This is a genomic window from Temperatibacter marinus (assembly GCF_031598375.1).
Classification (GTDB): Bacteria; Pseudomonadota; Alphaproteobacteria; order Sphingomonadales; family Kordiimonadaceae; genus Temperatibacter; species Temperatibacter marinus.
The window spans coordinates 2,683,322-2,710,298 of record NZ_CP123872.1; the positions used below are offsets into that span (position 1 = coordinate 2,683,322).

A 26,977-nucleotide genomic window follows, 5' to 3' on the forward strand; every position below is an offset into this window, starting at 1 on the left:
GATATGGCATTATACATAAACCTTCAAGACTGATTTAAGGGATAGAGTCACTTATGTCTAATAATACGAATAATATTCTTGTGTTGAACGGACCAAATTTGAATTTGCTGGGCACAAGAAAGCCAGAAATATATGGATCACTTACATTATCTGATATTCACGATACCTTAACCGAAGCCGCGCAAGAGTATGGCGTTACTCTCGATTTCAAACAAAGCAATAGTGAAAGCGAGATGGTAGACTGGATTCAAGCCGCAAGAGGCAAAGCAGATGGCATTATTATTAATCCTGCAGCCTATAGCCACACATCGGTTGCTATCAGGGATGCCTTAGAGGCTGTTGAAATTCCTGTTGCTGAAGTCCATCTTTCCAATATTCATGCCCGTGAAGAATTCCGCCACAATTCATATGTTTCAGCCGTTGCAAAAATGGTAATTTGTGGGGCTGGAGATGCGGGATACGAATATGCGTTAGATTTTCTTGTATCTCAGATCGGATCAGAGTAAGAAGATGCAATTCTTCATCTAGAAGATTGTTTTAATCGTTAGTAACTGCGCGCTTGAAAAAGCAGTAACAGGGGTAGGACACATGTCAAAACTTGAAAAAAGTAAAGATCTTATACGCGAGCTGGCTGAACTCTTAGATGCTAGCACACTCTCTGAAATCGAAGTGGAAGACGAAGGATTTCGCATCAGAGTAGCACGCGAAGTACCACAGAGTGTTAATTATGGCGTTGCCCCTGCTGCAGCGCCTCTTGCGGCACCTGCGGCACCGATTGCTGCGCCATCAGAAGCACCAGCTGCTGTTGATACAGCAGCCTCAGCAGCAAACCACCCAGGAGCCGTCACGTCCCCTATGGTTGGTACCATCTATACATCTCCTAGCCCTGATAGCGACGTGTTCGTCACTGTTGGCGATCAAGTAAAAGAAGGCGATACGTTGGTGATCATTGAAGCTATGAAGGTGATGAACCAAATTCCGGCTCCTAAATCAGGTACAGTAAAAGAGATTTTATTCTTCAATGAACAGCCAATTGAATTTGGCGAAGTTCTTTGCATCATTGAATAACACTCTCTGCGATGCAGTGGTTCTCTACTGCCTAAAGATAAAGGATGACAAATGTTTAAAAAAGTCCTGATTGCGAATCGCGGCGAAATTGCTCTTCGTATCCACCGTGCTTGTAAAGAGATGGGGATCCAGACTGTTGCCGTTCACTCGACCGCTGATTCAGATGCGATGCATGTAAGAGTTGCGGATGAAGCCGTCTGTATTGGACCAAATGCCAGTGCTGACAGTTATTTAAATGTAGCCAACATCATTGCTGCCTGTGAAGTGACTGGAGCAGATGCGGTACACCCTGGATATGGGTTCCTTTCTGAAAATGCTAATTTCGCTGAAATTTGTGGGGAGCACGGCATAAAATTTATTGGCCCCCTTCCCGAACATATCCGGATGATGGGCGATAAAATCACAGCTAAAGAGACCGTAAAGAAACTTGGCATTCCTGTAGTTCCTGGTTCTGAAGGCGGTGTTGATACAGATGAAGATGCTGTTAGAATTGGTGCAGAGATTGGCTATCCTGTCATCGTTAAAGCTACTGCTGGCGGCGGTGGTCGCGGTATGCAAATTGTACGTAACGAAAGTGACATTGTTACTGCAGTTAACACCTGTAAGACAGAGGCGAAGGCTGCTTTTGGAAATGAAGAAGTCTATATTGAAAAATTCTTAGAAAAGCCTCGCCATATCGAATTCCAAATCATTGGCGATCAATTTAAAAATTGTATCCACCTCGGCGAAAGAGACTGTTCTCTTCAACGCCGTCACCAAAAAGTCTTAGAAGAAGCCCCTTCTCCTGTGATTGATATGGAAACACGCATGCGCGTAGGCGGTATCGTTGCTGATGCTATGGCGAACTTTGGCTATGAAGGCGCTGGTACAATTGAGTTCCTTTATGAAGACGGAGAGTTTTTCTTTATCGAGATGAACACTCGCATTCAAGTCGAGCATCCCGTTACAGAAATGATTACAGGGATCGACCTTGTAAGAGAGCAAATCCGTGTTGCTGCTGGTAAAAAGCTTCACTATAGTCAAGACATGGTAGAATTCCACGGTCATGCTATGGAATGTCGTGTGAATGCTGAAGATCCTTTCACCTTCATGCCGAGCCCTGGACAGGTCACGCAGTATCATGCTCCAGGTGGGTTGAATGTAAGGGCAGACAGTGCTGTTTACTCAGGCTATAAAATCCCCCCATACTATGACAGTATGGTCGCAAAGCTCATTGTAAAGGGCTATACAAGAGATGGCTGTATGATGCGTCTTCTCAGGTCCCTCGAAGAATATGTTATTGATGGTATTAAAACAACAATTCCTCTGCATATTGAACTGTTACATAATAAAGATTTTCAATCTGGTGATTATGATATTCACTGGTTGGAAAAATTCTTGGATGCTCACAATAACCCAGATGACTAAACAAATAGAACGCAAAAGGTCAAGCGATGTTAGCATCAGAAATCACGCTTGACCTTTTGCTTAATGCCTATGCCTCTGGATTCTTTCCCATGTCTGATGACAGAGAAGATGAAGCGGTCTTTTGGGTAGATCCAGAAGAGCGCGGTATTTTTCCGTTGGAGCAATTTCATCTTTCTAAAAGCTTAAAAAAATTCATTCGTAAATCTCTCTACAAAATAACCTATAATCAATGTTTTCAAACGATTTTACAGCAGTGTGCAATGCCTGCGGCTGACAGAGAAAATACTTGGATCAGCCATGACATTGAGGCCCTCTATTGCGAACTTCACGCTGCTGGATTTGCCCATTCAATAGAATGCTGGCATGGCGAAACTCTTGTGGGTGGACTGTATGGTGTCTGCTTGAATGGCTGTTTTTTTGGGGAGAGTATGTTTTCAAGAAAAACAAATGCAAGCAAGGTAGCCCTTGCCTATCTGGTTGCGCGTCTCAAAGTCGGGGGTTTTTCACTCTTGGATAGTCAGTTTCAAACAGAGCATTTAAAATCTATGGGGTGTATTGAAGTGGCCCGTGCCGACTATAAGATGATCTTAAACAATGCCCTGCAAAATACCCAAGCTGACTTTTACTTGTTAGACGATGACACGCCTGCAGAAACTATTTTGCAGTTGATTACCCAGATATCATAAACCGGATGCTCCAGTGCATTTATTGCAGGATTTGATGCCATCATCCAACCAGAGAAAATACGTCGCTGTGATTTATCCGTGTTGATATCATAGATATCAAGATAGGAGAAAGTTTCTGGTTGTTCTTCAGGAGGCCGTGTTCTGCAATAAAGCGGCTTGATGTTTAAAGTTCCGAATTTAAATTCTGTTCCAACTCTCACTTCAATTTCAACAGTTCGCGCTGTGATCTTGTCCAAGGCTCTAAGGACAACGGCTTTATGCTCGATCGTCGCAGTCGATACAGCCTGTTGTAACTCTTGAACTTGAGCCGACATCCCCCAAAAAGAAGCTGTTGTAAAAAAGATAGCTAATGACTTGAACACCACTTAATCCTTGCTCTCGGATGAATCAGAATTAATAAATTTTCCAATAAGTCCAAGAAGATCAACAGAGTCCTGTGTTTCAGTAATCACATCCCCTGTCTCAAGGACATCTTCTTCTATACCTGGTTTTAGGCTGAGGTAACTGCCGCCAAGAATGCCTTCTGAAGATATAGCTGCTGCCGTATCTAAAGGAAGTTGAATTTTCGAGTCGATTGAAAATGTCACCAGTGCTTGAAAGGTTACAGGATCTAACTCTTGAGAAACAACAGAACCTACTTTGATCCCCGACAAACGAACATCGCTACCAATGGACAAGCCATCAATCCGAGAAAATTGTGCGGAAAGGACATATCCATCCCCTGTTTGCATATCAGTGCGCTCATAAGCAAAGAGAATAAACCACCCTGCTACAAGTAAAACCAAAGCCCCAATAATGCTCTCAACTAAATTTCCAGACATATTGAATTCGTCCTATCCTTTAAAAATAAACCCGCCTTAAAAATATGGCGGGTGATATATTTTGCAAGTAACTATGTCAAAACTATGGAAAATTATTCAGGCTTCCATGCTTCATAATCGCTTGTGGTCGCCGCTCTGGCCCCCTTAACAATCGGGCTGTATGCCTCTTCAGTCCCAGTGAGGGTCGGCTTGTGTTCTTTTTCCCACTCTTTCGTAGGAAGCGGTTGTTCAGTTGGCGGTGTATCCATTGTATAGTGCAGCCATCCATGCCAGTCAGCAGGGACACGGCTAGCTTCTACGGGACCATTTTTATAAATGACCCAACGACGCTTTCCTTTTTTCTCTTGATAATAAATATTTCCCTGATCATCAGAGCCAACTTTGGTTCCCTTTGTCGCAGTGAACAACCGTGTGCCAAATGTAGCACTGTTCCACCATGTAAAGATCGGAGACCCAAAAATTTTACCAAGAATTCCAGTCATCGAAAGCATCCATTCAAACAATTAACTCAGGACAGTAGTGTCCTACCGCTTACTCTAGGCATCCTATAGCATAGCTGATGAATTGTGCAAAGAGTTTGATTCATATCCAGAATATTCTTAATTGAAGTAATTCTAAGTCTCTCAATCTATCTTTGATTTTTTTTATCTTTCATTGATTTAGTGCGACTCTCAGGGTTCCCCGCGATTCGAGATTTCGTCACTCTCAGTCAACAATATTTATCATCATAATCTAAAAAAAAATACTTGTCTTAAAACTCGTCTCTTCATAGACTTAGTGTGTCAGAGGCTGGTATGTACTATATATTGTACATTTATTCTGTACCCATCACTTCTCAAGAGGTGTGCGGCACAACTAAATCTGACATGAAGGTAAGGTTTCGCAAACGGATACAAACCAAGGGGGTTGTCACTAGCTGCGTAAAGAGCGTGTATATTTGTGTTGAGGATGGCTTTTAGCCTCTTTATTACAACACTGGTATTTTCGAAATGGGCACATTGTTTAATACAATTTAGTAGAAACACGCACGCTCCCTTACTTTTATCTTTCCAGCCTCGCAAAGAATTAAGTCACTACTGTCTATGAACTGCATGAGTGACATTACAGTTCTTCTATCTACCAAACCCGTCCCGGTGGATAGAATACCTAGAGGAAGGTTTTCCCTTCCTCTCTTTTTTTGCTTTCCTTATCCGTAATTTTTTAAAGAGAAGCCCTTTTTCTTCTTTTCATAACCCTATTAGATGGTATGGTTAACCGATCGAGTTTTATATGAGAGAGATATGACAGATACAGGACCGTCAAAAATATCATCAATGTCCCTTGCTAACAAAGGCATGGTATATCCGTCGCGTATCGTAAATACCAGTGCTGTCATTGAAAAATTACCGATAGGTGTCCTTGTCTGCAGCCAAAAAGACGATCGAACTCTTGACGCACTATTTATGAATGATTTTGCAAGAGACCTCTTTCATACTCCTGAGAATGCTAAATTGCCCTGCCCTTTAGAGTTAACATGGCAAGACCAAGATCATCAATTACTTCAAGATCAAATAAAAGATGTATTCCATACTAAATTAGAACACAGCATTGACTGGAGTATTTCGCAAGGTTCCATCGAGAGACATTTATCTTCTAATCTTTTTCCTCTGATTGATCATAATGGCAGTGTCTATCAAGTGGTTTGCACTCTAGAAGATCAAACGGCCGAAAAACTAGCAGAACGAAACCTTCTACATCATGCTTTCCATGATAGTTTAACCGGTTTGCCAAACAGAGTTTTGTTCAGATCAAAGCTTGAAGAAGCTGTATCTGATTGTATCCGCAGCAGCAATACATTGGCTTGCGCTGTGTTGATCGTTAATATTGATCGATTTCAACAAATTAATGAAACTTTTGGCCACTCAGCAGGAGATCGATTTTTAGTCTCTATGGCAGCAACTCTTAGACGCTGTATACGAGCCTCTGACATTTTGGCAAGACTTTCCGGAGACGAATTTGCGATTCTAGTACCAAATTGCGTTGATATACAAGAAGTTAACATGATTGCTTCACGTATTCATACAGCGATGAAATTGCCTTATGACTTAGACGGAAATGAAGTATTTACCTCTGTTTCCATTGGTATCGCCACCACTTTCGATAGTCCTATTCATCCAGAGGATCTTATCAGAGATGCTGACTATGCAATGCATGCTGCCAAAGAAAGTGGAAAAGCTTGCAGTAAACATCATGTCAGGACAACATTCGATAATTCCCGCTCTCGCTTCCATTTGGAAACAGAGCTCCGTAGAGCCGTGGAGCGTGATGAATTAGAGCTTCACTATCAACCGATTATAAATATGAAGGATAATAGCCTGAAAGGCTTTGAGGCCCTTGCTCGCTGGAATCACAAAGAAAGAGGCTTTGTCTCTCCTGCAGAATTTATTCCGATTGCTGAAGAAACAAGCATTATTGTCGATCTTGGAAGGTGGGCGCTTGATAAAGTTTGCTCTCAGATTAAAGAATGGGATGACCTTAGGGGAAATAAGGATTCACTGAGTGTCAATGTGAATGTGTCAGGCATTCAGTTTGCCCGCGACAATATATACGAAGCTGTCACTGTTGCACTTGATCGTTATAAGACAAATCCTGAATTGTTAACAGTCGAACTGACAGAGAGCGCTATTATTAACAATCCAGCACAAATCGCCCACACTCTTGATAACTTGAGGCAAAAAGGTGTTAAAGTAGCTCTCGATGACTTTGGGACAGGCTATTCTTCTTTAAACTATCTTCATCAGTTTCCAATTGACTGCATCAAGATTGATCGGAGTTTCATTGATGATCTAGAGCATGGATCTCAAAAATATGAAATTCTAAATTTGATCGCTAAGTTTGGCCATAAAATGGGATTATATCTGGTTGCAGAAGGCTTGGAAACACAAGTCCATGTTGATCTAGTCCATGAGTTAAATGTCACGAATGCACAAGGCTACTTTTATTCCAAGCCTTTAAACATTGAGGCTGCAACCCAGTTGGTTAAAGGCGATATCCCCTGGACAAAAAGCTGATTTTATCCTCTAATTCTTCCTCAAAACGTTAATATCTAACACTTTTAGGGTCTTTCTTAAGCCCGAACCCTTGTATTTTTCTTAAGACTTCCCAATTATAAAGAATAAGAATTAAGAAAAACTGACAAAGGATACGACAATGAGTGAGGAAAAGAAGGAAGATAAGCCTAAGCCAAAGACGAAAGCTGCCCCTAAAAAGAGGGCAAAAAAGTCTCCGCCAAAGTCTGAAAAAATTATCGACGTTGAAGCAAAAACTGTTGAAACGCCTACAGAAACAAAGCCTGAAGAAGAGATCAGTCAAGCGGCAAAAGAGTCGACTAAACAAGATACAGGCTCCTCTTCAGCCTATACATCATCAAAGAACACCCATGATTTTTCGGCAAAAGACCATGCGTCACAAGCTAAAGAGAAAGTGAATGAGGCATTTGATAAAGTTAAAGGACATATTCCTGAAAGAGATTGGGGTAAACATCTCTATGATTTAGCAATGCTTGCCATCTTTGGGTTTTTGGGGATGTTCGCAGCCCACATCTTTATCATTGTTGCTGTTGTCAATTGGGTCTATGAGCTCGGTTTCCAACAGAAGAATGAAACTCTTTCAACCATTACCAGCATTCTAGGCAATTATATTAAGGATGTTGTGGATTTATTCACCGGTAATGCAGACGATTTACCTTTTCCTCTTGGAAAAGAAATTCCAAAAGCATCGCACACTGAGTAACGGCATAAATATGCAGATGAAAAGCGCTTCATAGTCTGAGGCGCTTTTTTTTAATAAAACCCAGCCATATCAAAGACCACTTCTGCAGCAAGTCTTATAACAAGAAGGGCTATGGCAGCCACGATCATGCCTTTAAACAAATCCATCATGGAAAATATCCTTATCTAAAATATTGTATAGCAGTATTTGGATTGTCTGCAAAGACACCATCGACACCGAGCATCTTAAGGTGAACCAACTCATGACCGACTGAGTTAAATGCTGTTTCAAATTGGGTATTTTTCACTGTCCATATATGTACTTTTAGATTCATAAGGTTCACTTTTCTTATGAAACCCAGGCCTTTGTCAGTGTTTGTGTATAGCAAATTTTTCTCAAGAGATATTCCTGTTATATACGAAGGCAGAGTAGAAATATCTTGCGAAGGACTGCCATTATTCCTCATATAAATCGATTGGATAAGGGGTATTTCTTCATTGTGATCAACCACATAAGAGTGGTGCAGTCGCTTTAAAAAATCTGCACGGGCAGAATGAATAAAGTAAGGTATATTTGCAGCCTGCATTATGCGCACAACAGATACAAGCTTTTGAACATCCATCCCCGCATCTGCCTTTACCTTCTGAAAGAGGATTTTAGGATAAAGACCGGCCTTCCCCCCACGCACGTTATTTAAACGCACTAAAATCATAATTTCATCTAGAGTGGGGATACTATAGTCTCCCTTAAGGATCTGACCTTTAGAGGAAACGGGGTTTACTGCGCGAAGCTTTTTTAACTCAATGAGAGTAAAATCCTCTATAAACCAATCAGAGCGTCCATGCCTTACTTTTCTGAGGCGCTGGAATTCTGGGCGCGATGCAACATCGGTTGTCGTAGAGAGGTAAATATGCCTGCGTGCGACAAAGATATTATCTTTAGTCAGTGCAAGTTCAGGTTCAATGAAATCTGCCCCCTGCTCTATGGCCTCTTTATAGGCAGAAAGAGTATGCTCAGGAAAAAGCTCGCTCGCTCCTCTACGGGCAATTACAATCCGATCCTCTGCAAAACAATAGTCACTCAATACAGCAATAAAGAGCAGAAAAGGGACTAAAACCTTCATAAGATCCTCCTAAATAGACAGCAACGCTCAAACGACACTTGACGATTTTGATATATATGTCAAAACAGTCTTGGGAGAAATAGAAAATGGTATGGGAACAAATTTTTGGATCACTGATTGCAATCGGCCTGCTTTCTTGGCTAGCAAGAGCACTATATAAACCAAAAAGTATCACATCAGAGGCCCTCTTAGCACACATTGATATCCATCCAGAGCTGAACCAAAAGGAGTATGACTTTTTTATTGACGAAAACGGTCATTACGCTTTGCTCTTTAACAAAGAGTCTGAAGCCCTCATCATTCTTAAAATGCTTGGAGATCACTTTGCGATGCATTCTCTAGATCAAGTAAAGGAGAGCCAAGTTATCATTGAAGGACAGGTAATTACGCTTATGACAGAGAGTTATACTTTTCCCACAATGAAAGCCCCCTTCAGCGATCATGACATAGGAAAAATACGCTCTTTACTTATCAACCGTTTGGATCATCCGCACGTTTTGAGCGCTGATGGTTCAATTCATTCTGAGGAAAGTTAAAATTATGGCGCTTGATAAGTTACCTGACCCTACAGTCTTAGCCGTTCCTGCCTTTGTTCTCTTTGTCCTTGCTGAAATGCTCTATGGCTGGAAAACAGGCAAAGTAAAATTTGAAGGCAGAGACACACTGACTAGCCTTTTAATGGGGTTAGGCAACACAAGTTTATGGCTTGGTACACTTGCCTTTTCGATGTTTTACGTCTGGGATAATTACCGCCTTTTTGATCTGGGAACAAACCTATGGGTATTCGCCTTTGCTTTTGTGGTCGATGATTATAAATATTATTGGCTTCACAGATTTGGCCATCGGATACGCTGGATGTGGGCGGCTCATGTTATACATCATTCAAGCCAACATTATAACCTTTCTACGGCCCTAAGACAAACATGGACAGGACGATGGACACCCGGATTTTTACTTGCCATACCATTAGTTATTTTAGGCATTCATCCTGAAATTATACTCTTTGTGGGCGGGCTAAATTTAATATATCAATTCTGGATTCACACCGAAGCCATTGATAAAATGCCTAAATGGTTCGAAGCAATTATGAATACGCCCAGCCATCACCGTGTGCATCACGGCAAAAATCCACGCTATCTGGATGCTAATTATGCCGGTGTCTTCATTCTGTGGGACAAAATACATGGCTCGTTCGTCCCTGAAATTGAGTCTGAGCCAGTAGAATATGGCCTAGTACAAGACCTTGGCACCTTTAATCCCCTTCGGGTCGCATTCCATGAATGGATCGGCATTATTCAAGACATGTGGTCAGCAAAAGGGCTAAAAAATAAACTCATGTTTTTAGTGGGGCCGCCGGGCTGGACCCCAGATGGCAGTAGAAAAACAAGTGAGATGATTAAGGCTGAATGGGCGGACGCGCATGAGGCTTCCTACGATCAAAACCCTCCGATGAAAGATCCGGCAGAATGACTGTGCTCCATTCAGGAAAAACATTTCTTGTAACTGGTGCGTCTAGAGGAATCGGTGCAGCCACAGCTTCCTGCCTTCTAAATCAAGGTGCCACTGTTATTGGCAGTTATTCTACAAAACCAGGAGCATTAGAAAGCTTTTCTCAAGAGTATGGCAGAGATAGAATACTAGCAGTTCAGGCTGATTTAACGTCTCCCTGTTCTGCTTTTACACTGTTTCAAAGTGCCCTTGCCTTCTCACCCTACTTAGATGGTATTGTTAACAATGCCGGAATCATGTCTGAAACGCCCCTCACGGCAGAGACCAGCCAATGGCACAGTGACTGGCAACAAACCATGCAAGTTAATGTGCAAGCTGTCGCTGATCTTTGCAAACAGACCGTACAATATCTTCAAGAAAGGCAGACGCCTGGCCATATTATCAATATTGCTAGTCGTGCAGCCTTCAGAGGAGACGGTCCTGATTATTGGCATTATGCAGCCAGTAAAGGCGCTGTCATAGCCCTTACACGCACAATAGCTCGTGCTTATGCTGCGGAGGACATTTATGCTTTCTCTATCTCTCCTGGGTGGGTTAAAACAGATATGGCCGCTGTGGCCTATGAGCCTGGAAACGAGCATATGCTTGAGGAAATCCCCTTAGGTCGGGCTGCAGAGCCTATAGAGATCGCTGAGATGATCAGTTTCTTACTTTCAGGAAAATGTAACAGCTCTACTGGCAGCAATTTTGATATTAACGGTGCCAGTTATGTTAGGTAACTCTCTGTAAGTTAAGTCCCTGGTTTATAGTCTTTTGTTTTTTCACTTTCCACAGCATCTAAACTAAAAGGAAACACTCTCTCCCTTTTCTTAGCAAACAAAGGCATTTGATCAGCATAATGGGGACTATTTGGCCGTGTTGAGGCGCTGCCGAAATTATGTATAGTGCGCAGAGCAACTTTGCCCTGGGCATCCCATTGAACAAACATAATATACGTATCTCCAGCTTTGATGCTCGCATGGTTTTCTTGGTCTAATGGCCAGCCATAGGCAGCGCGAAGAACATCTGGTCCTCCATCAAGAGGTAAAGAATGCTCACCTCGCTTTATACGGCTCAAAAGCCCATATTCAATGGCATAGCTTTTGTAACTCTTCATGAGAAGACTGAAGGCTTTTTTAAAAGCCTGCGTTGGATCCGGACGGTAAACGCCGTCCATATCAGCTTTCACCATTTGGGAGATATAGAGAACCCCCAGTGCCGCATGAATATTTTCAACATTCGTGCTCAAATTCCATTGCTTCAGATGCGTTAGGCCTTTTTGTTCTGACACAGTTAGGTCTGCTTCCTTTATCAGCCATATAGATTGCACTACATCCCACTGAGGATCATAATTGAGATCATATTTTATATCTCTCAGGTCTTCCATGATAAAAGTTGGCCGTTTTAATAACTGTTGTAGCCGAAGGGCACGGTTGGTCATCTTAGTCTCAATTCCAAAATGGATCGGAAAATTGACTAATTTCGGATTATCTTGTCCAAAACTAGAAATATAGGGCGTATTATTCGCATTAAAGACAACACCACTATCTGGATTTACGACTCTAGGTAAGGCATTAGCCTCCACATAACTGTCCCAAAGCAATGCCGACCTTTGCCCATTTAAAATATCTTTCCATTGCACCCCAGAAACATTCGGCCTGTTAGGCATTTTCGCATTATAATAATAAGCAATTTCTCCTGCAGAATCAGCATATATATAATTGATACTGGGCATGGCTTTCATGGCAAGGGCATTTTCAAAATCTCGGCGGTTTTTGGCGGTATTCACCCGCAAGAAAAACTCAAGGCCTCTGATTTCTCTATAGCCTGCATAAGCAACTGCATAAGTTCCATGATCAAATTCTAAAACAGGGCCAAAAATAGTTTCCTTTACTGATTTCGTTACCGTCCAATAATAGGGTCCAACAAGAGCTACTTTAAGCCGCACTTGTCTATTCTTCATAGTCATCCATGCCCCGTCCACTTCATATTCTAGCGGATTATCTGGATTCAATTTCAAACGATATATATCCACAAGATCAGGTTTGTTCACTGTACTTGCCCAGCCCATGTGAGTTCCAGCCCCGTGGAGGATCAGAGGGCTTCCAGGGAATGTTCCCCCCACCAAATCAAGACCTTCTTCAGACTTGAGGCGCGCTTCATACCAAGCAACAGCACCTGTTAAAGGCTGGTGGCTGTTTACAAGCAGATACGTAGAACCGTCCTCTGTCTTTTTTGGGGCTATAGCAATGCCTTGGCTACCACGATCAAGTCGCGGAGACTTGGTTGCCTTTAACACCGAGGAAGAGAGTTTTAAGCCTGACATACGTTCAGAATTACTTTGTTTTACCACCTCTTTATCAAAGAGCAACTTTCCAGCAGCCAAATCTGCAATAGTTTTATCAAAGCCATAAAAGAGTGGTGTTTTAAAAGCAAAGCCCGCAACAATATCTTGCCCCGTCACAGGGTATAAAGCAGCATAAACTCTCTCTGGCTCCTGAGCTGCAATCTCAGTTGCATATAAGTTAAAGCCATCTGCATAAGCCTCTGCTATCAACCGAACATCGGTAGGTAGCTCATCATAGCCAGCCCTGACAGAAGGCCAAATATCCATAAAGTGTACAAGATAATCGGTTATTGCAGCATCAGGGCCATATTTTGAGCCAAGCAGCCCTCTCCCCGCAAATAAGACGTCTTGTATAGTTTTAAAATCATCTTCTGCATGGGCATAAGCTAGCCCAAAAACAACATCAATATTCCGTTTTCCATATATATGCGGTACACCGAATTTGTCCCGCAGTATTCTAGGGGCATAGTTAGTCTCATGTTGATGAATTTTTAGAAAAGTAAGAGATTTTTTTCTCTCTACTTCAAGTGAGACACCCAACCCAAGCAGAAAAAGAAGAAGAATAGGCATAAAAGATGAGAGGTATTGACTGACAGTCTTTAGAATTCTCTTCATATAAGATCGCTCCCCTAACGATGATCATATACTATATAGCGCTTAAATCCAATCTGGAGTATATCTTTTTTTGTTTGATTTCATTTGGTTAGTTCTTAGATCTTCAATAAACTATTTGAGGGTTTGATGAAGAAGCGCTATATATAATCTATGACTATTAACAATGAATCACTTCTCTCTCAAGACGCTAATCAACTTTGTCAGTCCTGTGGTCTGTGCTGTAATGGAACAACCTTCTCCCATGTGGATATAAGTAAAAATGAAAATAAAACTCTAAAAAGCTTAGGAATACCTACAGAGCTTAGGAAAAACGGGACACAAGCAATCTTTGCACTGCCTTGTCCTAAATTATTAGACACCCAATGTTCTATATATAATGACCGTCCTAAGATATGTCGGGACTATCACTGCCGCCTTCATAAGGCTGTTAAAGATGGCTCGCTGGATAAAGATCAAGCCCTAAGCTATGTGAAGGAAATAAAAAGATTAAAATCTGAAATGGCTGACTATATTCAAAAATATGATTTAAAAATTGAAACGACTTGCAAAGACCCCTTAGCACTCCTTTCACTCTGGTCAGAAGAAAGCCCTAAGAGAGCCGTGAATTTTTATGATGCACTTGTAAGATTGGCGAAAAATTTACAAGCAAAAAGAACAACAGAATTCCTCTCAGAGGAAGATTTAACTTTCATAGATAATTCATTGAAAATAAATGATATTATACATAAACATATGTCAAAATCGAATACATTAAAAGCCTATCAGACGTTATCCAACAAGGAGAATACCCAGGAGAATTAGACACTCAAATCTCCTGGAAACCCCTTACAAATTCGAGATGTTTTTATTTGTGAACCTTCATCGCACAGATTTTATTGCCTGAAGGATCTCTTAGATAAGCAAGGTATAATGCACGCCCACTGCCCTCTCTCATACCAGGAGGGTCTTCAATCGCTGTTCCACCATGGGCAAGTCCTGCGGCGTGCCACTGATTGATCAATTCATCAGTTTCCCCTTGAAATCCAACAGTGCTTCCATTGCCTCCTGTGGCTTCTCCACCATCAATTGGCTTGCTAAGACTAAAAACGCCTTTCGGACCAAAGTAAAACACCCTTCCTTTCGGATCAATCACGCCTGGCTCATAGCCAAACACTCCAAGAATAGCATCATAAAAATTTTTAGACTCTTCAATATCATTTGCACCAAGCATAATATGACTAAACATAAACTCTGACCTTTCTTGTCATCAATTGTGATAGGTATAAAGTAGGATTCATGTATAAAAATCAAGAGATTCTACCTATAAAATACTATAATTTGAGAATTTCGACTGAATTATAAACTCAGACAAACTCAGCAATAAGAGGAATTGTTACAGGAAGGTTTACAAGATGACAAAATCACTATCGCTTATCCTATTGTTACTATTAACCTTTTTAAGTCAGGTTGTTTTTTCCGATACAAAAAAATCACCTCCCTCTAGCAAGGTAAAAATTATTTACGATACAGACTTTGGGGGAGATGCAGACGATTTAGGGGCTCTGGCCATGCTCCATTATTATCATGATAAAGAAATGATTGATCTTTTGGCTGTCATGAGTTGGTCTCATGAAACCTATGCCCTGCCTGCGATTGACGCTGTTAATAGCTTTTACGGAAAGCCTCATTTGCCACTTGCTGTCAGAAATTCGGGACAATGGCTTACAGAGTGGAATTACTCAAAAGCGATCTCAGACTCATTCCCCTATGATTTAAGCGAGCCGCATTCAGTGAAAGATGCTGTTGCTCTCTACCGAAAAATCCTTGCCTCAGCAGAGGCACATTCCATAACAATTGTCACTGTTGGTCCGCTGGCAAACATCAACAACCTTCTCTTATCTGAAGCAGATTCTGTTTCAGATTTATCAGGTAAAGACCTTGTTAATCAAAAAGTTAGAGAATTTGTCATCATGGGGGGGCGTTTCCCTAAAGATCCCAAATCCCAAGGTCCGGAGTGGAATTTTGATGGGAATATGAAAGGCGTAACAAAATCTGTTCTTTCACACATAAAAAGGCCAATCATTTTTAGCGGTTATGAAATAGGACTGGCCATAAAATCAGGCCCAGAACTCAATAAGCACCCGAAGAATACACCTCTTTATGTTGGCTATAAATATTTTAGCGAACATGCTCCGTGGATCAAACATTTGTACAAAGGAGAGATTGTTTCAAATCCTTCTTATGACCAAACAGCTGTGGTATATGCAGCTATCGGGGCGGTTGATCAATTCTGGACATTAAGCCCTGCAGGGACAGTGTTCGCTGATGAGCGGGGGTATACAACATGGACTGCTCACCCTGAAGGCCGGCATAAATATCTCATCCTCAAGCAGCCCACCGCGGCAACCGCGCGATATATATCGAAAGTTATGCGGCACAAAGACCCCTAAACCAAACTATTCATGGGTTTCTAAGAAGAGTTCCATGTTTAAATATTCAAATAAGTTTGTCATTTCCTGCTGTTTGAAGGCTGGATAATGAACGGCTCCCATGTATTTCATTAAGTCGGTGGGGCGCCCTTCAGGGGCTTCACCTAAAGTCAGGAGTTTGGTTAAGTCCGTCAGCTGATATGTTGTGACAATCCTAAGCGACGGCGCAAAGCCATCTTCCAGAGTTTGGCCGTGACACTCAGCACATATTGAATGCGCAATATAATGACCCGTCATATTCCCCTGTTCATCGTATGCTGGTCGATTATATCTCTTCTGGTTCGTTGCACCCACGACAACAGGCTGAATATCGCCGATGCTAATTTGCATCATTTTTGTAAGGCTTATCTTGCGATATGTTACCGCGTCTTTGAGGCGTGGGATAGATCTATAATATGCAATTAAATCTGATAGATCTTGATCTGTAATATACTGGAATGTTGAACTTGGCATTTTATAAAGCGCCGTTCCGTCCGCACGAATACCTTGCCTTAACACACTTTCTATGGCCTCAGCAGAATAGTCTTTAAATAGTCCTGTTAAATTTGGTGCCGCAAAACCATCATAAGGGGCGCCTTCTGAGTTCTTACCGTGACACCCTAGACTGCATCCACGCAATTGGGCCTGCCTCTTACCATTCTCCTTATCCCCACCCCTATAGGCAAATGTACGACCTTGTTTCTCATAAGTTTGAGTTGTTTTTATAAAATAACTACCAACTAGAATGCCGCCCCCTGAGAATATCAGGAAAAGACACGCAATCGATATTTTCTTCAAAATTACCACCTCAACCAAATACCTAAGACGTTGGCTGGTCTTTTTTATCTAGAATCACTGCAAGTCCAATAGCAATAATCATCCCAGCAACGGCTTCTAGGGCAGGCATGAACGGTAACCAATTTCCTATTATCGCTCCTAATATCAACCCTAAGAATGCAAAAAATCCAAGACGTGTACCCATTTATCCTACCTCTAAATATTGAATGATTTCTAGTCACTGCTGCTCGTCAGTTATTCATGCCGAGTCAGTCCCTTTGTCCCATTTCTAGTACTTTTCCGCAAGTCATCATCCCCTCTTCTTTAAAGATAAAACATCACTATGGTATAATATCCTTGCTTTTCTATGAAATATTTGCAGATTACATAGTATATGTTGCACTGCCGCAAAAAAAGTTTCAGTGCCCAAAGGAGAGAGTAAAATGACACAAGATAATATTGTAATTGTAGGAATGGCAAGAACTCCAATGGGAGGTCTTCTCGGGGATTTCTCAAGCGTTGCAGCCAGTGAATTGGGTGCGACTGCTATTAAAGCAGCCGTTGAACAATCCGGCATTGATAGCAGCCTTATAGATGAAACGATCATGGGAAACTGCCTCCCTGCTGGACAGGGTCAGGCCCCAGCCCGTCAAGCAATGCGCAGTGCAGGTATCCCTGACTCTACAGGGGCAGTGACAATTAACAAAATGTGCGGCTCTGGTATGAAAGCCATGATGCAAGCCTCTGACAGTCTTAAGGCCGGTAGCAATGATGTTGTGGTCGCTGGTGGCATGGAAAGTATGACACGCGCCCCACATATGATGGAAGTACGCCAAGGTCTTAAATATGGGTCTGGTGAAATGGTCGATCATATGGCCCTTGATGGCCTTACCGATGCTTATGTTCGTAAACCAATGGGCGGATTTGCTGAACTTGTCGCAGAAAAATATCAATTCACTCGCGAAGCTCAGGATGCCTATGCCATTGAATCTCTTAAACGGGCTCAAAAAGCCATTGCAGAAGGCTCATTCGAAGGAGAAATTAGTCCCGTAACAATCTCTTCGAGACGCGGTGATGTTGTCGTCAACGTTGACGAGCAACCCGGTAAAGCACGTCTGGACAAAATCCCAACTCTTAGACCTGCCTTTAAAAAAGATGGTACTGTAACGGCTGCCAATGCAAGTTCAATTTCTGATGGCGCCGCTGCCCTTGTTATGATGCGTGAAAGTGATGCTTCGAACAAAGGCTTAACACCTCTTGCTCGTATTGTTTCCCATGCAACGCACTCAAACGAACCAGAATGGTTTGCTACTGCGCCCATTCCTGCCATAGAGAAAGCGCTTTCCAAAGCAAACTGGTCTATCGACGATGTTGACCTTTTTGAAATTAACGAAGCATTTGCTGTTGTAACCATGGCCGCCATGAAAGAATTAGCCCTTGACCACGACAAAGTTAATGTCAATGGTGGGGCTTGTGCTCTCGGCCATCCCATTGGTGCCTCAGGTGCTCGTATCATGGTTACTCTGATCAATGCCCTCGAGAAACGCGGCAAAAAACGCGGCCTTGGTGCTCTCTGCATTGGTGGTGGTGAAGCTACGGCCATGTGTATTGAATTGGTATAAGTATTTCATAAAGGTCCCAAGAAATGATTTTATCTGAAGAACAGAGCATGATTCGTGATATGGCGCGCTCTTTTGCTCAAGAAAAAGTTGCCCCAATGGCTGCTCATTGGGAAAAAGACGGTATTCCGTCAGACATTCTCGCTGAGATGGCCCAACTCGGTTTATTTGGTATGACTGTCCCTGAAGAATGGGATGGGGCAGCCACTGATTATGTCTCGTATGCCCTAGCAATCATGGAAATTGCTGCAGGAGATGGGGGATTATCAACTTTGATGAGCGTGACTAATTCACCCTCTGCAGCCTGTATTTTAAACTGCGGCAATGACTGGCAAAAAGAAACCTATTTAAAGCCTCTAGCCCGTGGGGAGTGGATTGGGATGTTTGCCCTAACTGAGCCTCAAGCAGGCTCAGATGCTTCTATGCTTAAAACACGAGCCGTAAAAGTGGCCGAAGGCTGGAAACTAAACGGTAGTAAACAGTTTATTACCTCAGGACGGGTTGGCAAAGTAGCCATTGTTTTTGCTGTGACAAACCCTGACGCTGGCAAAAAAGGCATCTCTGCATTCATTGTGCCTGCCGATACACCTGGGTTCACCGTTGCTTCTGTCGAAGAAAAAATGGGTCAAAAATCTTCTGATACTTGCTCGTTGGTCTTTGAAGACATGATCGTCGCTGAAGAAAATATGCTTGGCAATGAAGGAGACGGATACAAAATCGCTCTCATGAACTTAGAAAGCGGTCGAATTGGGATTGCAGCACAATCCGTTGGCATGGCGAAAGCAGCTTATGACTATGCCCTGTCTTATGCCAAAGAACGTGTCGCCTTTGGGAAGCCTATTTTTGACCAGCAAGCTGTTGCCTTTCGTCTAGCCGATATGGCCACTCAAATTGAAGCCGCTGAACAGCTTGTCTTAAACGCAGCCGCTCGTAAAGATGCAGGACTCACGTGTTTGAAAGAAGCCTGTATGGCTAAACTATTTGCTAGTGAAATGGCCGAGAAGGTTTGTTCTGATGCCTTGCAAACTCTTGGCGGCTATGGCTATCTGAGCGAATATCCCATAGAAAAAATTGCAAGGGATGTGAGGGTTTGCCAAATATATGAGGGCACCAGTGATATTCAGAAAATTGTCATCTCAAGACAATTGACATAAAAGAGTTATAGCTGCTGATCTCATTCAGCAGCTATTTTTATAAGACTAAAAATTTGTTTCTCAGTCTCTTCATATCCCAATTGAATCAATTCCTCTGCTTTGGTGAAATCTGCCATCTCAACATGCCCAACTTTTGGAGTTATCACAAGATCTGCTGGAAAGCGCTGAAGGCGTTCCTGTCCTATTTGCTTCATCATAATGAAAAGAGAAGCCCGTGCAGTTTTCATAGCCTTTGCTCTTACAGGTGTTTCCTTCGTGAGACCAAGTTTGGATAAGCGCCCTGTATAATCCCCTTGTAGATCTACTGCGATGATATATTCCGCCCCCATCCTATGCAGAGATTCACAGGGTAAGGGGTCGACAACGCCGCCATCAATGAGTGTATTTTCACCGAGTTTAACTGGCGGAAACACCCCTGGGACTGCGGCCGAAGCAAGAACGGCGGAAACAACATCGCCCTCAGTCAGTTCTACACGCTCGCTGGTATATAAGTCCGCAGCAATCGCAGAGAATGAGGTCTCTAGAGAATCAAAATTCATCTCACCAAGATGGCCTCTCAACTCCCTTTCTATTTTTTCTGTTCCAAGGAAAGCCCCTTTCCGGAAACCAAATTGACCAAGAGCTAAAAGCTCTTTCACGGTCATCTTGCGGGCTACTAACTCGACTTCTTTCATTTTCCCTGCTGCTAGGCAAGCTCCCACGATAGCGCCGATTGAAGTACCTGCAATATAATCAGGATGAATATTATGATCGCTTAAACAGTTAATAACACCGATATGAGCCCAGCCAAGGCCTGCCCCCCCGCCTAAAGCAAGGCCAATTTTCTTTGTCATACACTTATCCTCACAGTTTTCTTTTTTATATCGTGATTAAAGGATGCTTTTTCAAGGGCCTATGGATTTATCCCCGTTGTTCACAGCCTGTGGATAAAAATAAGTGGATAACTCAAAAATTTTCCTTTTTTGTGTTAGAATAGGCTTTATAAGACCCTTCTCGGGTGGAAACTCAGATCACAACAGGGCAAGCGACCGTGGATGACATAAAAATTGAAAATGACGCTATTGCAGATGGTAACATTTCGCAACCAGCATACAGGCAACAACCTCATAACCTTGAGGCAGAACAAGCTCTTTTAGGGGCTATTCTCGTGAATAACGAGGCCGCTCAAAAGGTGCAGGACTTTCTGACGCCGGACCATTTTTATGAACCTGTTCACGGTCGCATCTTTGATAGTGTCTTAAAATTAATGGATAAAAATCAGATTGCTGATCCAGTTAAGTTGAAACCCTATTTTGACCATGATGAAGCCCTTGCAGATGTTGGTGGTGCATCCTACCTTGTTCGATTAGCTGCGTCAGCTGCAACCATCATAAATGCGGAAGATTACGGGCGCACCATCTATGATTTAGCCATCAGACGACATCTCATCAATATTGGGGAAGAAATGGTTCTGGATGCATATGATGCCCCTATTGATGAAGAAGCCAGTGAACAAATCTCGTCAGCAGAAAAAAGATTATTCGATCTAGCCGAGATGGGCCAAGCAGAATCAGGGGTTGTTTCCTTTTCTAAAGCATTGCGCATGGCTGTAGACAATGTTGAAACCGCCTTTAAAGATCCTGATAGTCTCTCGGGTGTTGATACTGGTTTAAAAAGTTTAAATGAAAAAATTGGCGGCATGCATGGCTCTGACCTTGTGATTTTAGCGGGACGGCCTGCCATGGGAAAAACATCATTAGCGACAAATATAGGATTTAACGCTGCAAAAAAACATGCGGATGATATTGCCGCAGGTGTAAATCCTGAAGATAGCAAAGGAGCTGTCGTTTGTTTCTTCTCTCTAGAGATGTCCTCAGATCAGCTCGCCGCGCGTATTCTGTCAGATCGTGCTAATCTTCACTATGAGAAAAAACACTCTGATGATTATATTCAATCACACAAAATGAGACAGGGTAAACTTACGCAAGATCAATTCATTGCAATTTCCAGAGCTGCAATTGAATTAGAAGAAGTCCCCCTTTTTATTGATGACACCCCAGGTCTTTCTATCGCGGCACTTAGAACGCGGTGTCGACGTCTAAAAAGACAACATGGTTTAGGTATGATCATTGTTGATTATCTCCAACTTCTAAGAGGTTCAGCAAAAGCTGGAGGGAGCGAAAATCGCGTTCAGGAAATTTCGGAAATCACAAGGGGGCTCAAAGGCTTAGCGAAAGAACTTCATGTTCCTGTTATTGCCCTCTCTCAGCTTTCTCGACAAGTTGAATCTCGAGAAAACAAACGACCAATGCTTTCTGATCTTCGTGAATCTGGCTCAATTGAGCAGGATGCGGATATGGTTATGTTTGTCTACAGAGAAGAATATTATAAAGAGAAAGATCAACCGTCTGAAGGCTCACCCGAGCATGATACCTGGCGCGCTGAGATGGAATCTTTATACGGAAAAGCGGAAATTGTTATTGGCAAACAGAGGCACGGCCCTGTCGGGAATATTCAAGTTGCCTTCGATAAATCTGTTACACGCTTTAGCGATTTGGCACCGGAAGATCATCTTCCTGAAATGATGGAATAGTCCCATTGGCTAGGGGCCAAACTTAAAGGCAGTACGTCAGCTTCTGATCAGTGTTTATTTATCACTTTAGACAGAATTTCTGTTTCTGCCCCCTCAGGTTTGCCACTTAAAATCCATAAGACAAAGAGAGTAGCCCCGTAAACGGTACTGCCAATCGCTATCTTGCTTAGGGCGAGAAAGGTTATATGCATTGGAACGTCATCAAATGGGACTATATGCAGAACATAAGCCATAGCAATAGCAGCAACGACAGGCCTAAATATGAAGCTCAATCGCCCTAAACTAATCTTAAGAGACGTGAATAGATAGATATATTCACCGAGGACAAAAGCGATCATAAACCACATATAGAGTTGGGCAATAATAAGTGCACCTTCGCCCATTAGCAAGGCAACAAGGCATGCCACCACCACGAGCCCTGCCCTGAATAATTTCAAAAAGGCATTTGTTTTCTGTTTGTCTAAGGCGAGGAAAATACCATTTAATGAATTTGAGAAAACCAAGGCCAATTTGGCGAAGGCTAAGTAAGGCAAAAATTGAATGGCAACATCCCATTGGCTACCCAGTAAAATATGAATGATTTCTTTTGATGTCATAACAATGCCTGTTGCAACAGGGAGCCCTATTAGTACTAAGACAGCAAGAAAACGAACCACAACATCCCGAAGACGATCAAGGTCATTCTTAACCCGTTGTACTGCTGAAGCAAAAGCTTCGCCGATGGGGAAAATAGTTTCCATAACAAGAAGGCGTGCGAGATCATGAGCCACATGATAGGCACCAAAAGTCTCTGAATTTGTTGACCTTTTAGCTGCCCACTCATCGAAGGCCCCACTGCCATAAGATGAAAAATTTCGGACAAGCGTCCAGAAGGAAAAACTCAATTGCTCTTTAAAATTAGTGAATGATATTTTAGGAATGTAGGCATAAAATAAAAAACTGGTGACAACCCCCAGCGATGCGACTGTTAAATTACTATAAACCAGTCCCATATAACTACGTTCAACATAGAGAACGAACAAGATTATAGATCCAACACTTAAGATTTTTTCGAGAAATCGGACCATCATCTCTTTGCCAAAAGCCATTCTTTTTCTGAAAACCTGTATCGCAGGGGAGTGGAATGCATGAAGGACAACCATCAAGCACATAATTTGCAGCACATCCTCAATCCGATCCTCTTGTAGCAAGTCTGCCATAACTGGAGCCGCAAGATACAAGGCTAAAGAAACGGCAGCGGAGAAGATAAACCTTATGGTCCAAAGGGTATGAAACTTATCATGGTCTTCCGTATCCATTCTCAGAATTGCATCATCAAAACCAATATTTTTAAAAAGAGCAAAGAGACCGATCACGAGGGCTGCAGCGCCCATAATTCCAAAATCCTCTGGCGTAAGTAAGCGGGCTGTTACCGATACAGATACGATACCGAGCAGACGAATAAGCCATCGACCAAGAACCATGATCCCTGCTCCCTTCATCACTTGTTTACCAAGAGATGGTGTCTTATCAGTCATAGAGTTTCCTTAATTAACCTTCCTTTAGCTAGACTATCTATATAAAACAAATGTGTCTAGTTCTTACCCGAGAAGACAAGAACTATTCCTGTAACTCGATAAAAACACTTAAATACTGAAAAACATTTGCCTCTAAAGCGTGGAAGACGTATTTACTATCTTTGATCAGAGAAAAATAGAAAGAGATCCCATCATGGCCATGGCAATTGATACCCTAGAAGAAATGATAAAAGAAGGTCTACCGGGTTGTTCAGTAAAAATTGAAGACCTAGCCGGTGACGGTGACCATTACGCAGCTCATATTATCTATGAAGGGTTTGCAGGAAAATCTCGTGTGCAACAACATCAGATGGTCTATAAAGCACTTAAAGGAAAAATGGGCGGAGAATTACACGCTTTAGCCTTGACAACAGCTGCTGCCTAACCCATCTCATAGGCAAATGACTTTAGTATTAGGATATAAAGATTATGACTGACATTAACGCACGTATTCAAGACTATATTACAAAAGATGATATTGTTCTGTTTATGAAAGGAACACCCATCTTCCCACAGTGTGGATTTTCATCAGTTGTTTCCCAAGTGCTTCAGCACCTAGGGGTCAACTATGAAAGCTATAATGTTCTTGAGGACATGGAACTCCGTGAAGGCATCAAAGATTTCTCTGATTGGCCAACTATTCCCCAAGTTTATATTAAGGGTGAATTCATCGGCGGATGCGACATCATTAAGGAAATGTTCGAAAGCGGTGAATTACAGCAATTGGTTACAGAAAAAGGTCTGAACTAAAGCTCAGACCCTTGTTTCCGAAGATAAAGGCAGGATTTCCCTGCCTTTTTTTATTTTTTAAACTTATAGATAAATCGGTCGGTGCTATACCGAACTTTTGCACCAAACCATGATTTATCCGCTGGATTGTCAGGATTGGCGAGCAGCTTACTCTCTTCAACGAATGTAAAACCAGCGGCTACCAGTTCGTTTTTTACTCGTGCTGGATCAATGCGATGGAGCTTACTCACGACCTCATTAGGCGCATCCTTTGGCCCCACGTGATCAATGACAACATATACTCCCCCAGGTTTAAGCGCATCATAGACAGATTTGTTAATCTTCATCACGTCTTCAGCTGTATATTTTAGATGATCCATATAATAATCATGATAAGCAAGCGCACTCAGTGCCACGTCAACACTATTCTCTTCTGCAGTCACTGCTTCATTGCCGTCATGCAGTTCAACAACATTAGGCATGGATTTAAAGCTTTCAGGAGATTGCTTTTTAATGAATCCCCAATAAGCAGGCCCATTATGGGCAATTACTTTACCATTTTTCCCAACCACGCCGGATAAAATCTCAGAGTAATAGCCTCGGCTGGCATTAATATCGAGAACGGTCATGCCGTTTTTAACGCCTGCAAATTTAAGTATTTCAGCTGGCTTCCTATTCGGATCAAAGGCCAGATGTGTTGGTGTTCTATCATTGTTTGCTAAAGCCTCAGCGATTGAATCTGCATATGTACTAGCATGACTGATCGCTATAGGACTAAGCAGTATAGTTCCTAGCACTGATGCTTTTAGGATATTTTTCATTATAGGCATCAATTTTCTCCTCTCGAAATGACACAGGATTACAGTATGCATAAAAACCTATCAGAGACTGTTCACAAGACTGTGATCTAAACTAAATACGTAAAAAGCCCCGCAAATTGCGGAGCTTTTTGTCAGTTCAAGAGTAAGATGAATTATGGCTTTGTAGAAGGTTGATAAATTTCACTACCCTCATCTTTAAATTTTTCACTCATATCTGCCATGCCTTTTTCTTTCGCTTCTAATTCTGCTGCATAGTCACGTACATCCTGTGTAATTTTCATTGAACAGAATTTTGGACCACACATAGAACAGAAATGAGCCACTTTATGAGCTTCTTTTGGAAGAGTTTGGTCATGATATTCACGCGCTTTATCTGGATCAAGTGACAGGTTGAATTGATCTTCCCATCTGAAATCAAAGCGAGCGCGTGATAAAGCATTATCCCTAAGTTGTGCAGATGGATGGCCTTTGGCAAGGTCGGCAGCATGAGCAGCCAATTTATAAGTTATAACACCGTCCTTCACATCATCACGATTTGGTAAACCCAAATGCTCTTTTGGAGTCACATAGCAAAGCATTGCTGTTCCAAACCAACCAATCATAGCAGCCCCAATAGCAGACGTAATATGATCATAGCCAGGTGCAATATCCGTTGTCAGAGGTCCAAGTGTATAGAAAGGGGCTTCATGACAATGCTTTAGCTGTTCTTCCATATTTTCCTTAATCTTATGCATTGCAACATGACCAGGGCCTTCAATCATGACCTGAACATCATGCTTCCATGCAATCTTTGTAAGCTCCCCTAATGTGCGAAGTTCACCAAATTGCGCTTCATCATTAGCATCCGCAATTGAGCCCGGGCGTAGTCCATCTCCTAGGGAAAAAGACACGTCGTATTTTTTCATGATTTCACAGATATCTTCAAAATGCGTATAAAGAAAGTTCTCTTTGTGGTGTGCAAGGCACCATTTGGCCATGATTGACCCGCCGCGGGAGACAATGCCTGTCACACGTTTTGCTGTCATCGGCACATAGCGTAAAAGGACGCCAGCATGAATGGTGAAATAATCAACGCCCTGCTCTGCTTGTTCAATGAGGGTATCCCTGAAAACCTCCCATGTCAGGTCTTCTGCAATGCCATCGACTTTTTCTAAAGCTTGATAAATTGGAACCGTACCAATAGGTACCGGTGAATTCCGTATGATCCATTCACGGGTGTTGTGAATATTACGGCCCGTGGACAGGTCCATGACAGTATCTCCGCCCCAACGTGTGGCCCAAACCATTTTGTCGACTTCTTCAGCAATGGAAGAGCTGACAGCCGAATTCCCAATATTCGCATTGATTTTCACAAGAAAATTACGACCGATAATCATAGGTTCAGCTTCAGGGTGGTTAATATTAGCCGGAATGATTGCGCGGCCCTCTGCAATTTCCTTGCGGACAAATTCTGGAGTAATCAGATCTGGAAGATTTGCGCCCATTGGATCCCCGCAGCGATCACACATATCTTCATGCAGTTCAGTGCGTCCCAAGTTTTCCCGAATAGCAATATATTCCATCTCAGGGGTAATGATCCCCTTTCTGGCATAGTGCATCTGTGTCACATTCGCACCGTTTTTGGCACGCAAAGGTTTAAGCTTCACAGGAAATTCTGGGGCAAGATATTTTTCTTCCACATTTCCATTATCTTCTGGCTTTATCGTTCGTCCTTCATAGCGTTCCACATCACCGCGGCCTTCAACCCAAGCCTCTCTTCGGCGAATCAAGCCTTTGTATATATCAATTTCTGCAGTTTCATCAGTATAAGGACCTGACGTGTCATAAACACGCACTGGTTCTTCATTAGCGGTGGGGTGTAATTCAATCTCTCTTAAGGGCACTTGAATTGATGAATCGGTATCACTTCCAACATAAACACGTTTACTGCCACGAATGGGGCCCGTTGTAATTTGAAAATCGGTGGATGCTTTATCAGGCATATTCTCTCTCCATTC

28 protein-coding genes are annotated in these 26,977 nt (G+C 42.3%); 16 read left to right on the top strand and 12 right to left on the bottom strand.

Going from position 1 to position 26,977, the window contains the following annotated elements; translation table 11 throughout:
- Positions 1-53 precede the first annotated feature (53 nt).
- From aroQ to aat, 4 genes are all read left to right on the top strand, one after another.
- Positions 54-506 (top strand): type II 3-dehydroquinate dehydratase, encoded by a 453-nt coding sequence (gene aroQ, locus QGN29_RS12090; protein ID WP_310798124.1) that lies wholly within the window; start codon positions 54-56, stop codon positions 504-506.
- A gap of 82 nt (positions 507-588) precedes the next feature.
- On the top strand, positions 589-1,068 hold the full coding sequence (gene accB / locus QGN29_RS12095) for an acetyl-CoA carboxylase biotin carboxyl carrier protein (RefSeq protein WP_310798125.1): 480 nt from the start codon (positions 589-591) through the stop codon (positions 1,066-1,068).
- 51 nt (positions 1,069-1,119) lie between these two features.
- A complete protein-coding gene (gene accC, locus QGN29_RS12100; RefSeq protein WP_310798126.1) occupies positions 1,120-2,475 on the top strand; it encodes an acetyl-CoA carboxylase biotin carboxylase subunit in 1,356 nt (451 codons plus the stop codon).
- A gap of 26 nt (positions 2,476-2,501) precedes the next feature.
- Positions 2,502-3,161, top strand: coding sequence for a leucyl/phenylalanyl-tRNA--protein transferase (gene aat / locus QGN29_RS12105; RefSeq protein ID WP_310798127.1), 660 nt, complete (start codon positions 2,502-2,504; stop codon positions 3,159-3,161).
- Here the strand turns inward: aat and QGN29_RS12110 are convergent.
- From QGN29_RS12110 to QGN29_RS12120, 3 genes are all read right to left on the bottom strand, one after another.
- Positions 3,098-3,523: a DUF2155 domain-containing protein gene (locus QGN29_RS12110; protein WP_310798128.1), complete on the bottom strand. Its 426-nt coding sequence runs from the start codon at positions 3,521-3,523 to the stop codon at positions 3,098-3,100. The two genes, aat and QGN29_RS12110, sit on opposite strands and share 64 nt — an antisense overlap.
- A 3-nt stretch (positions 3,524-3,526) precedes the next feature.
- A complete protein-coding gene (mlaD, locus tag QGN29_RS12115) occupies positions 3,527-3,982 on the bottom strand; it encodes an outer membrane lipid asymmetry maintenance protein MlaD (RefSeq protein WP_310798129.1) in 456 nt (151 codons plus the stop codon).
- A 92-nt stretch (positions 3,983-4,074) separates the two neighbouring features.
- Positions 4,075-4,464: an NADH:ubiquinone oxidoreductase subunit NDUFA12 gene (locus tag QGN29_RS12120; protein WP_310798130.1), complete on the bottom strand. Its 390-nt coding sequence runs from the start codon at positions 4,462-4,464 to the stop codon at positions 4,075-4,077.
- 798 nt (positions 4,465-5,262) lie between these two features.
- Here QGN29_RS12120 and QGN29_RS12125 point away from each other — a divergent pair.
- Entirely contained in the window at positions 5,263-7,032 is a 1,770-nt protein-coding gene (locus QGN29_RS12125) for a putative bifunctional diguanylate cyclase/phosphodiesterase (RefSeq protein ID WP_310798131.1), read from the top strand.
- A gap of 139 nt (positions 7,033-7,171) precedes the next feature.
- Positions 7,172-7,753: a DUF4389 domain-containing protein gene (locus QGN29_RS12130; RefSeq protein ID WP_310798132.1), complete on the top strand. Its 582-nt coding sequence runs from the start codon at positions 7,172-7,174 to the stop codon at positions 7,751-7,753.
- A gap of 160 nt (positions 7,754-7,913) precedes the next feature.
- Here the strand turns inward: QGN29_RS12130 and QGN29_RS12135 are convergent, their stop codons facing one another.
- Positions 7,914-8,855 carry a glycerophosphodiester phosphodiesterase family protein gene (locus tag QGN29_RS12135; RefSeq protein ID WP_310798133.1) on the bottom strand — a complete coding sequence of 314 codons (942 nt, stop codon included), beginning with the start codon at positions 8,853-8,855 and terminating at the stop codon, positions 7,914-7,916.
- Positions 8,856-8,941: 86 nt separating this feature from the next.
- Here QGN29_RS12135 and QGN29_RS12140 point away from each other — a divergent pair, with 86 nt between their 5' ends.
- From QGN29_RS12140 to QGN29_RS12150, 3 genes are read left to right on the top strand one after another with little or no spacing between them, the layout of a single operon-like run.
- A complete protein-coding gene (locus QGN29_RS12140; RefSeq protein ID WP_310798134.1) occupies positions 8,942-9,391 on the top strand; it encodes a hypothetical protein in 450 nt (149 codons plus the stop codon).
- Positions 9,392-9,395: 4 nt separating this feature from the next.
- Entirely contained in the window at positions 9,396-10,325 is a 930-nt protein-coding gene (locus QGN29_RS12145; protein WP_310798135.1) for a sterol desaturase family protein, read from the top strand.
- Positions 10,322-11,083 carry an SDR family NAD(P)-dependent oxidoreductase gene (locus tag QGN29_RS12150; RefSeq protein WP_310798136.1) on the top strand — a complete coding sequence of 254 codons (762 nt, stop codon included), beginning with the start codon at positions 10,322-10,324 and terminating at the stop codon, positions 11,081-11,083. Before QGN29_RS12145 ends, QGN29_RS12150 begins: the two co-directional genes overlap by 4 nt.
- Before the next feature lie 11 nt (positions 11,084-11,094).
- On the opposite strand, the gene QGN29_RS12155 is transcribed toward QGN29_RS12150, so the two are convergent.
- On the bottom strand, positions 11,095-13,305 hold the full coding sequence (locus tag QGN29_RS12155) for a penicillin acylase family protein (protein ID WP_310798137.1): 2,211 nt from the start codon (positions 13,303-13,305) through the stop codon (positions 11,095-11,097).
- Positions 13,306-13,548: 243 nt separating this feature from the next.
- Between QGN29_RS12155 and QGN29_RS12160 the strand changes: the two genes are divergently transcribed.
- Positions 13,549-14,106: a YkgJ family cysteine cluster protein gene (locus tag QGN29_RS12160; RefSeq protein ID WP_375164605.1), complete on the top strand. Its 558-nt coding sequence runs from the start codon at positions 13,549-13,551 to the stop codon at positions 14,104-14,106.
- A gap of 43 nt (positions 14,107-14,149) precedes the next feature.
- Here QGN29_RS12160 and QGN29_RS12165 read toward each other — a convergent pair whose 3' ends face one another.
- Positions 14,150-14,530 (bottom strand): VOC family protein, encoded by a 381-nt coding sequence (locus QGN29_RS12165; RefSeq protein WP_310798139.1) that lies wholly within the window; start codon positions 14,528-14,530, stop codon positions 14,150-14,152.
- A 166-nt stretch (positions 14,531-14,696) separates the two neighbouring features.
- Here QGN29_RS12165 and QGN29_RS12170 point away from each other — a divergent pair, with 166 nt between their 5' ends.
- The gene (locus QGN29_RS12170) at positions 14,697-15,734 is read left to right on the top strand and encodes a nucleoside hydrolase (protein ID WP_310798140.1); all 1,038 of its coding nucleotides are present in this window, start codon (positions 14,697-14,699) and stop codon (positions 15,732-15,734) included.
- A gap of 6 nt (positions 15,735-15,740) precedes the next feature.
- On the opposite strand, the gene QGN29_RS12175 is transcribed toward QGN29_RS12170, so the two are convergent.
- Together QGN29_RS12175 and QGN29_RS12180 are read right to left on the bottom strand one after the other, a co-directional pair.
- Positions 15,741-16,550, bottom strand: a complete 810-nt coding sequence (locus QGN29_RS12175; protein ID WP_310798141.1) for a c-type cytochrome — start codon at positions 16,548-16,550, stop codon at positions 15,741-15,743.
- Between the two features lie 22 nt (positions 16,551-16,572).
- Positions 16,573-16,734, bottom strand: coding sequence for a hypothetical protein (locus QGN29_RS12180; protein WP_310798142.1), 162 nt, complete (start codon positions 16,732-16,734; stop codon positions 16,573-16,575).
- 238 nt (positions 16,735-16,972) lie between these two features.
- Between QGN29_RS12180 and QGN29_RS12185 the strand changes: the two genes are divergently transcribed.
- Positions 16,973-18,151: a thiolase family protein gene (locus QGN29_RS12185; protein ID WP_310798143.1), complete on the top strand. Its 1,179-nt coding sequence runs from the start codon at positions 16,973-16,975 to the stop codon at positions 18,149-18,151.
- 23 nt (positions 18,152-18,174) lie between these two features.
- Complete coding sequence (locus tag QGN29_RS12190; RefSeq protein WP_310798144.1) at positions 18,175-19,302, top strand: acyl-CoA dehydrogenase family protein; 1,128 nt, start codon at positions 18,175-18,177, stop codon at positions 19,300-19,302.
- A gap of 20 nt (positions 19,303-19,322) precedes the next feature.
- On the opposite strand, the gene QGN29_RS12195 is transcribed toward QGN29_RS12190, so the two are convergent.
- Positions 19,323-20,135: a patatin-like phospholipase family protein gene (locus QGN29_RS12195; protein WP_310798145.1), complete on the bottom strand. Its 813-nt coding sequence runs from the start codon at positions 20,133-20,135 to the stop codon at positions 19,323-19,325.
- Between the two features lie 164 nt (positions 20,136-20,299).
- Between QGN29_RS12195 and QGN29_RS12200 the strand changes: the two genes are divergently transcribed.
- Positions 20,300-21,874 (top strand): replicative DNA helicase, encoded by a 1,575-nt coding sequence (locus tag QGN29_RS12200; RefSeq protein ID WP_310798146.1) that lies wholly within the window; start codon positions 20,300-20,302, stop codon positions 21,872-21,874.
- A 47-nt stretch (positions 21,875-21,921) separates the two neighbouring features.
- On the opposite strand, the gene QGN29_RS12205 is transcribed toward QGN29_RS12200, so the two are convergent.
- A complete protein-coding gene (locus QGN29_RS12205; RefSeq protein ID WP_310798147.1) occupies positions 21,922-23,391 on the bottom strand; it encodes an oligosaccharide flippase family protein in 1,470 nt (489 codons plus the stop codon).
- 193 nt (positions 23,392-23,584) lie between these two features.
- Here QGN29_RS12205 and QGN29_RS12210 point away from each other — a divergent pair, with 193 nt between their 5' ends.
- Together QGN29_RS12210 and grxD are read left to right on the top strand one after the other, a co-directional pair.
- Positions 23,585-23,815: a BolA/IbaG family iron-sulfur metabolism protein gene (locus QGN29_RS12210; protein WP_310798148.1), complete on the top strand. Its 231-nt coding sequence runs from the start codon at positions 23,585-23,587 to the stop codon at positions 23,813-23,815.
- Positions 23,816-23,859: 44 nt separating this feature from the next.
- Positions 23,860-24,180 (top strand): Grx4 family monothiol glutaredoxin, encoded by a 321-nt coding sequence (gene grxD / locus QGN29_RS12215; protein ID WP_310798149.1) that lies wholly within the window; start codon positions 23,860-23,862, stop codon positions 24,178-24,180.
- 50 nt (positions 24,181-24,230) lie between these two features.
- On the opposite strand, the gene QGN29_RS12220 is transcribed toward grxD, so the two are convergent.
- Positions 24,231-24,989 carry a class I SAM-dependent methyltransferase gene (locus tag QGN29_RS12220; protein ID WP_310798150.1) on the bottom strand — a complete coding sequence of 253 codons (759 nt, stop codon included), beginning with the start codon at positions 24,987-24,989 and terminating at the stop codon, positions 24,231-24,233.
- 143 nt (positions 24,990-25,132) lie between these two features.
- A complete protein-coding gene (gene thiC / locus QGN29_RS12225; RefSeq protein WP_310798151.1) occupies positions 25,133-26,962 on the bottom strand; it encodes a phosphomethylpyrimidine synthase ThiC in 1,830 nt (609 codons plus the stop codon).
- Positions 26,963-26,977 lie beyond the last annotated feature (15 nt).

Bases quoted from the DNA above. Each gene is read 5' to 3' on its own strand.
- aroQ (WP_310798124.1), top strand. From the start codon at position 54: ATGTCTAATAATACGAATAATATTCTTGTGTTGAACGGACCAAATTTG.
- accB (WP_310798125.1), top strand. From the start codon at position 589: ATGTCAAAACTTGAAAAAAGTAAAGATCTTATACGCGAGCTGGCTGAA.
- accC (WP_310798126.1), top strand. From the start codon at position 1,120: ATGTTTAAAAAAGTCCTGATTGCGAATCGCGGCGAAATTGCTCTTCGT.
- aat (WP_310798127.1), top strand. From the start codon at position 2,502: ATGTTAGCATCAGAAATCACGCTTGACCTTTTGCTTAATGCCTATGCC.
- mlaD (WP_310798129.1), bottom strand. From the start codon at position 3,982: ATGTCTGGAAATTTAGTTGAGAGCATTATTGGGGCTTTGGTTTTACTT.
- QGN29_RS12120 (WP_310798130.1), bottom strand. From the start codon at position 4,464: ATGACTGGAATTCTTGGTAAAATTTTTGGGTCTCCGATCTTTACATGG.
- QGN29_RS12125 (WP_310798131.1), top strand. From the start codon at position 5,263: ATGACAGATACAGGACCGTCAAAAATATCATCAATGTCCCTTGCTAAC.
- QGN29_RS12130 (WP_310798132.1), top strand. From the start codon at position 7,172: ATGAGTGAGGAAAAGAAGGAAGATAAGCCTAAGCCAAAGACGAAAGCT.
- QGN29_RS12135 (WP_310798133.1), bottom strand. From the start codon at position 8,855: ATGAAGGTTTTAGTCCCTTTTCTGCTCTTTATTGCTGTATTGAGTGAC.
- QGN29_RS12140 (WP_310798134.1), top strand. From the start codon at position 8,942: ATGGTATGGGAACAAATTTTTGGATCACTGATTGCAATCGGCCTGCTT.
- QGN29_RS12145 (WP_310798135.1), top strand. From the start codon at position 9,396: ATGGCGCTTGATAAGTTACCTGACCCTACAGTCTTAGCCGTTCCTGCC.
- QGN29_RS12150 (WP_310798136.1), top strand. From the start codon at position 10,322: ATGACTGTGCTCCATTCAGGAAAAACATTTCTTGTAACTGGTGCGTCT.
- QGN29_RS12155 (WP_310798137.1), bottom strand. From the start codon at position 13,305: ATGAAGAGAATTCTAAAGACTGTCAGTCAATACCTCTCATCTTTTATG.
- QGN29_RS12165 (WP_310798139.1), bottom strand. From the start codon at position 14,530: ATGTTTAGTCATATTATGCTTGGTGCAAATGATATTGAAGAGTCTAAA.
- QGN29_RS12170 (WP_310798140.1), top strand. From the start codon at position 14,697: ATGACAAAATCACTATCGCTTATCCTATTGTTACTATTAACCTTTTTA.
- QGN29_RS12180 (WP_310798142.1), bottom strand. From the start codon at position 16,734: ATGGGTACACGTCTTGGATTTTTTGCATTCTTAGGGTTGATATTAGGA.
- QGN29_RS12185 (WP_310798143.1), top strand. From the start codon at position 16,973: ATGACACAAGATAATATTGTAATTGTAGGAATGGCAAGAACTCCAATG.
- QGN29_RS12190 (WP_310798144.1), top strand. From the start codon at position 18,175: ATGATTTTATCTGAAGAACAGAGCATGATTCGTGATATGGCGCGCTCT.
- QGN29_RS12195 (WP_310798145.1), bottom strand. From the start codon at position 20,135: ATGACAAAGAAAATTGGCCTTGCTTTAGGCGGGGGGGCAGGCCTTGGC.
- QGN29_RS12205 (WP_310798147.1), bottom strand. From the start codon at position 23,391: ATGACTGATAAGACACCATCTCTTGGTAAACAAGTGATGAAGGGAGCA.
- QGN29_RS12210 (WP_310798148.1), top strand. From the start codon at position 23,585: ATGGCCATGGCAATTGATACCCTAGAAGAAATGATAAAAGAAGGTCTA.
- grxD (WP_310798149.1), top strand. From the start codon at position 23,860: ATGACTGACATTAACGCACGTATTCAAGACTATATTACAAAAGATGAT.
- QGN29_RS12220 (WP_310798150.1), bottom strand. From the start codon at position 24,989: ATGCCTATAATGAAAAATATCCTAAAAGCATCAGTGCTAGGAACTATA.
- thiC (WP_310798151.1), bottom strand. From the start codon at position 26,962: ATGCCTGATAAAGCATCCACCGATTTTCAAATTACAACGGGCCCCATT.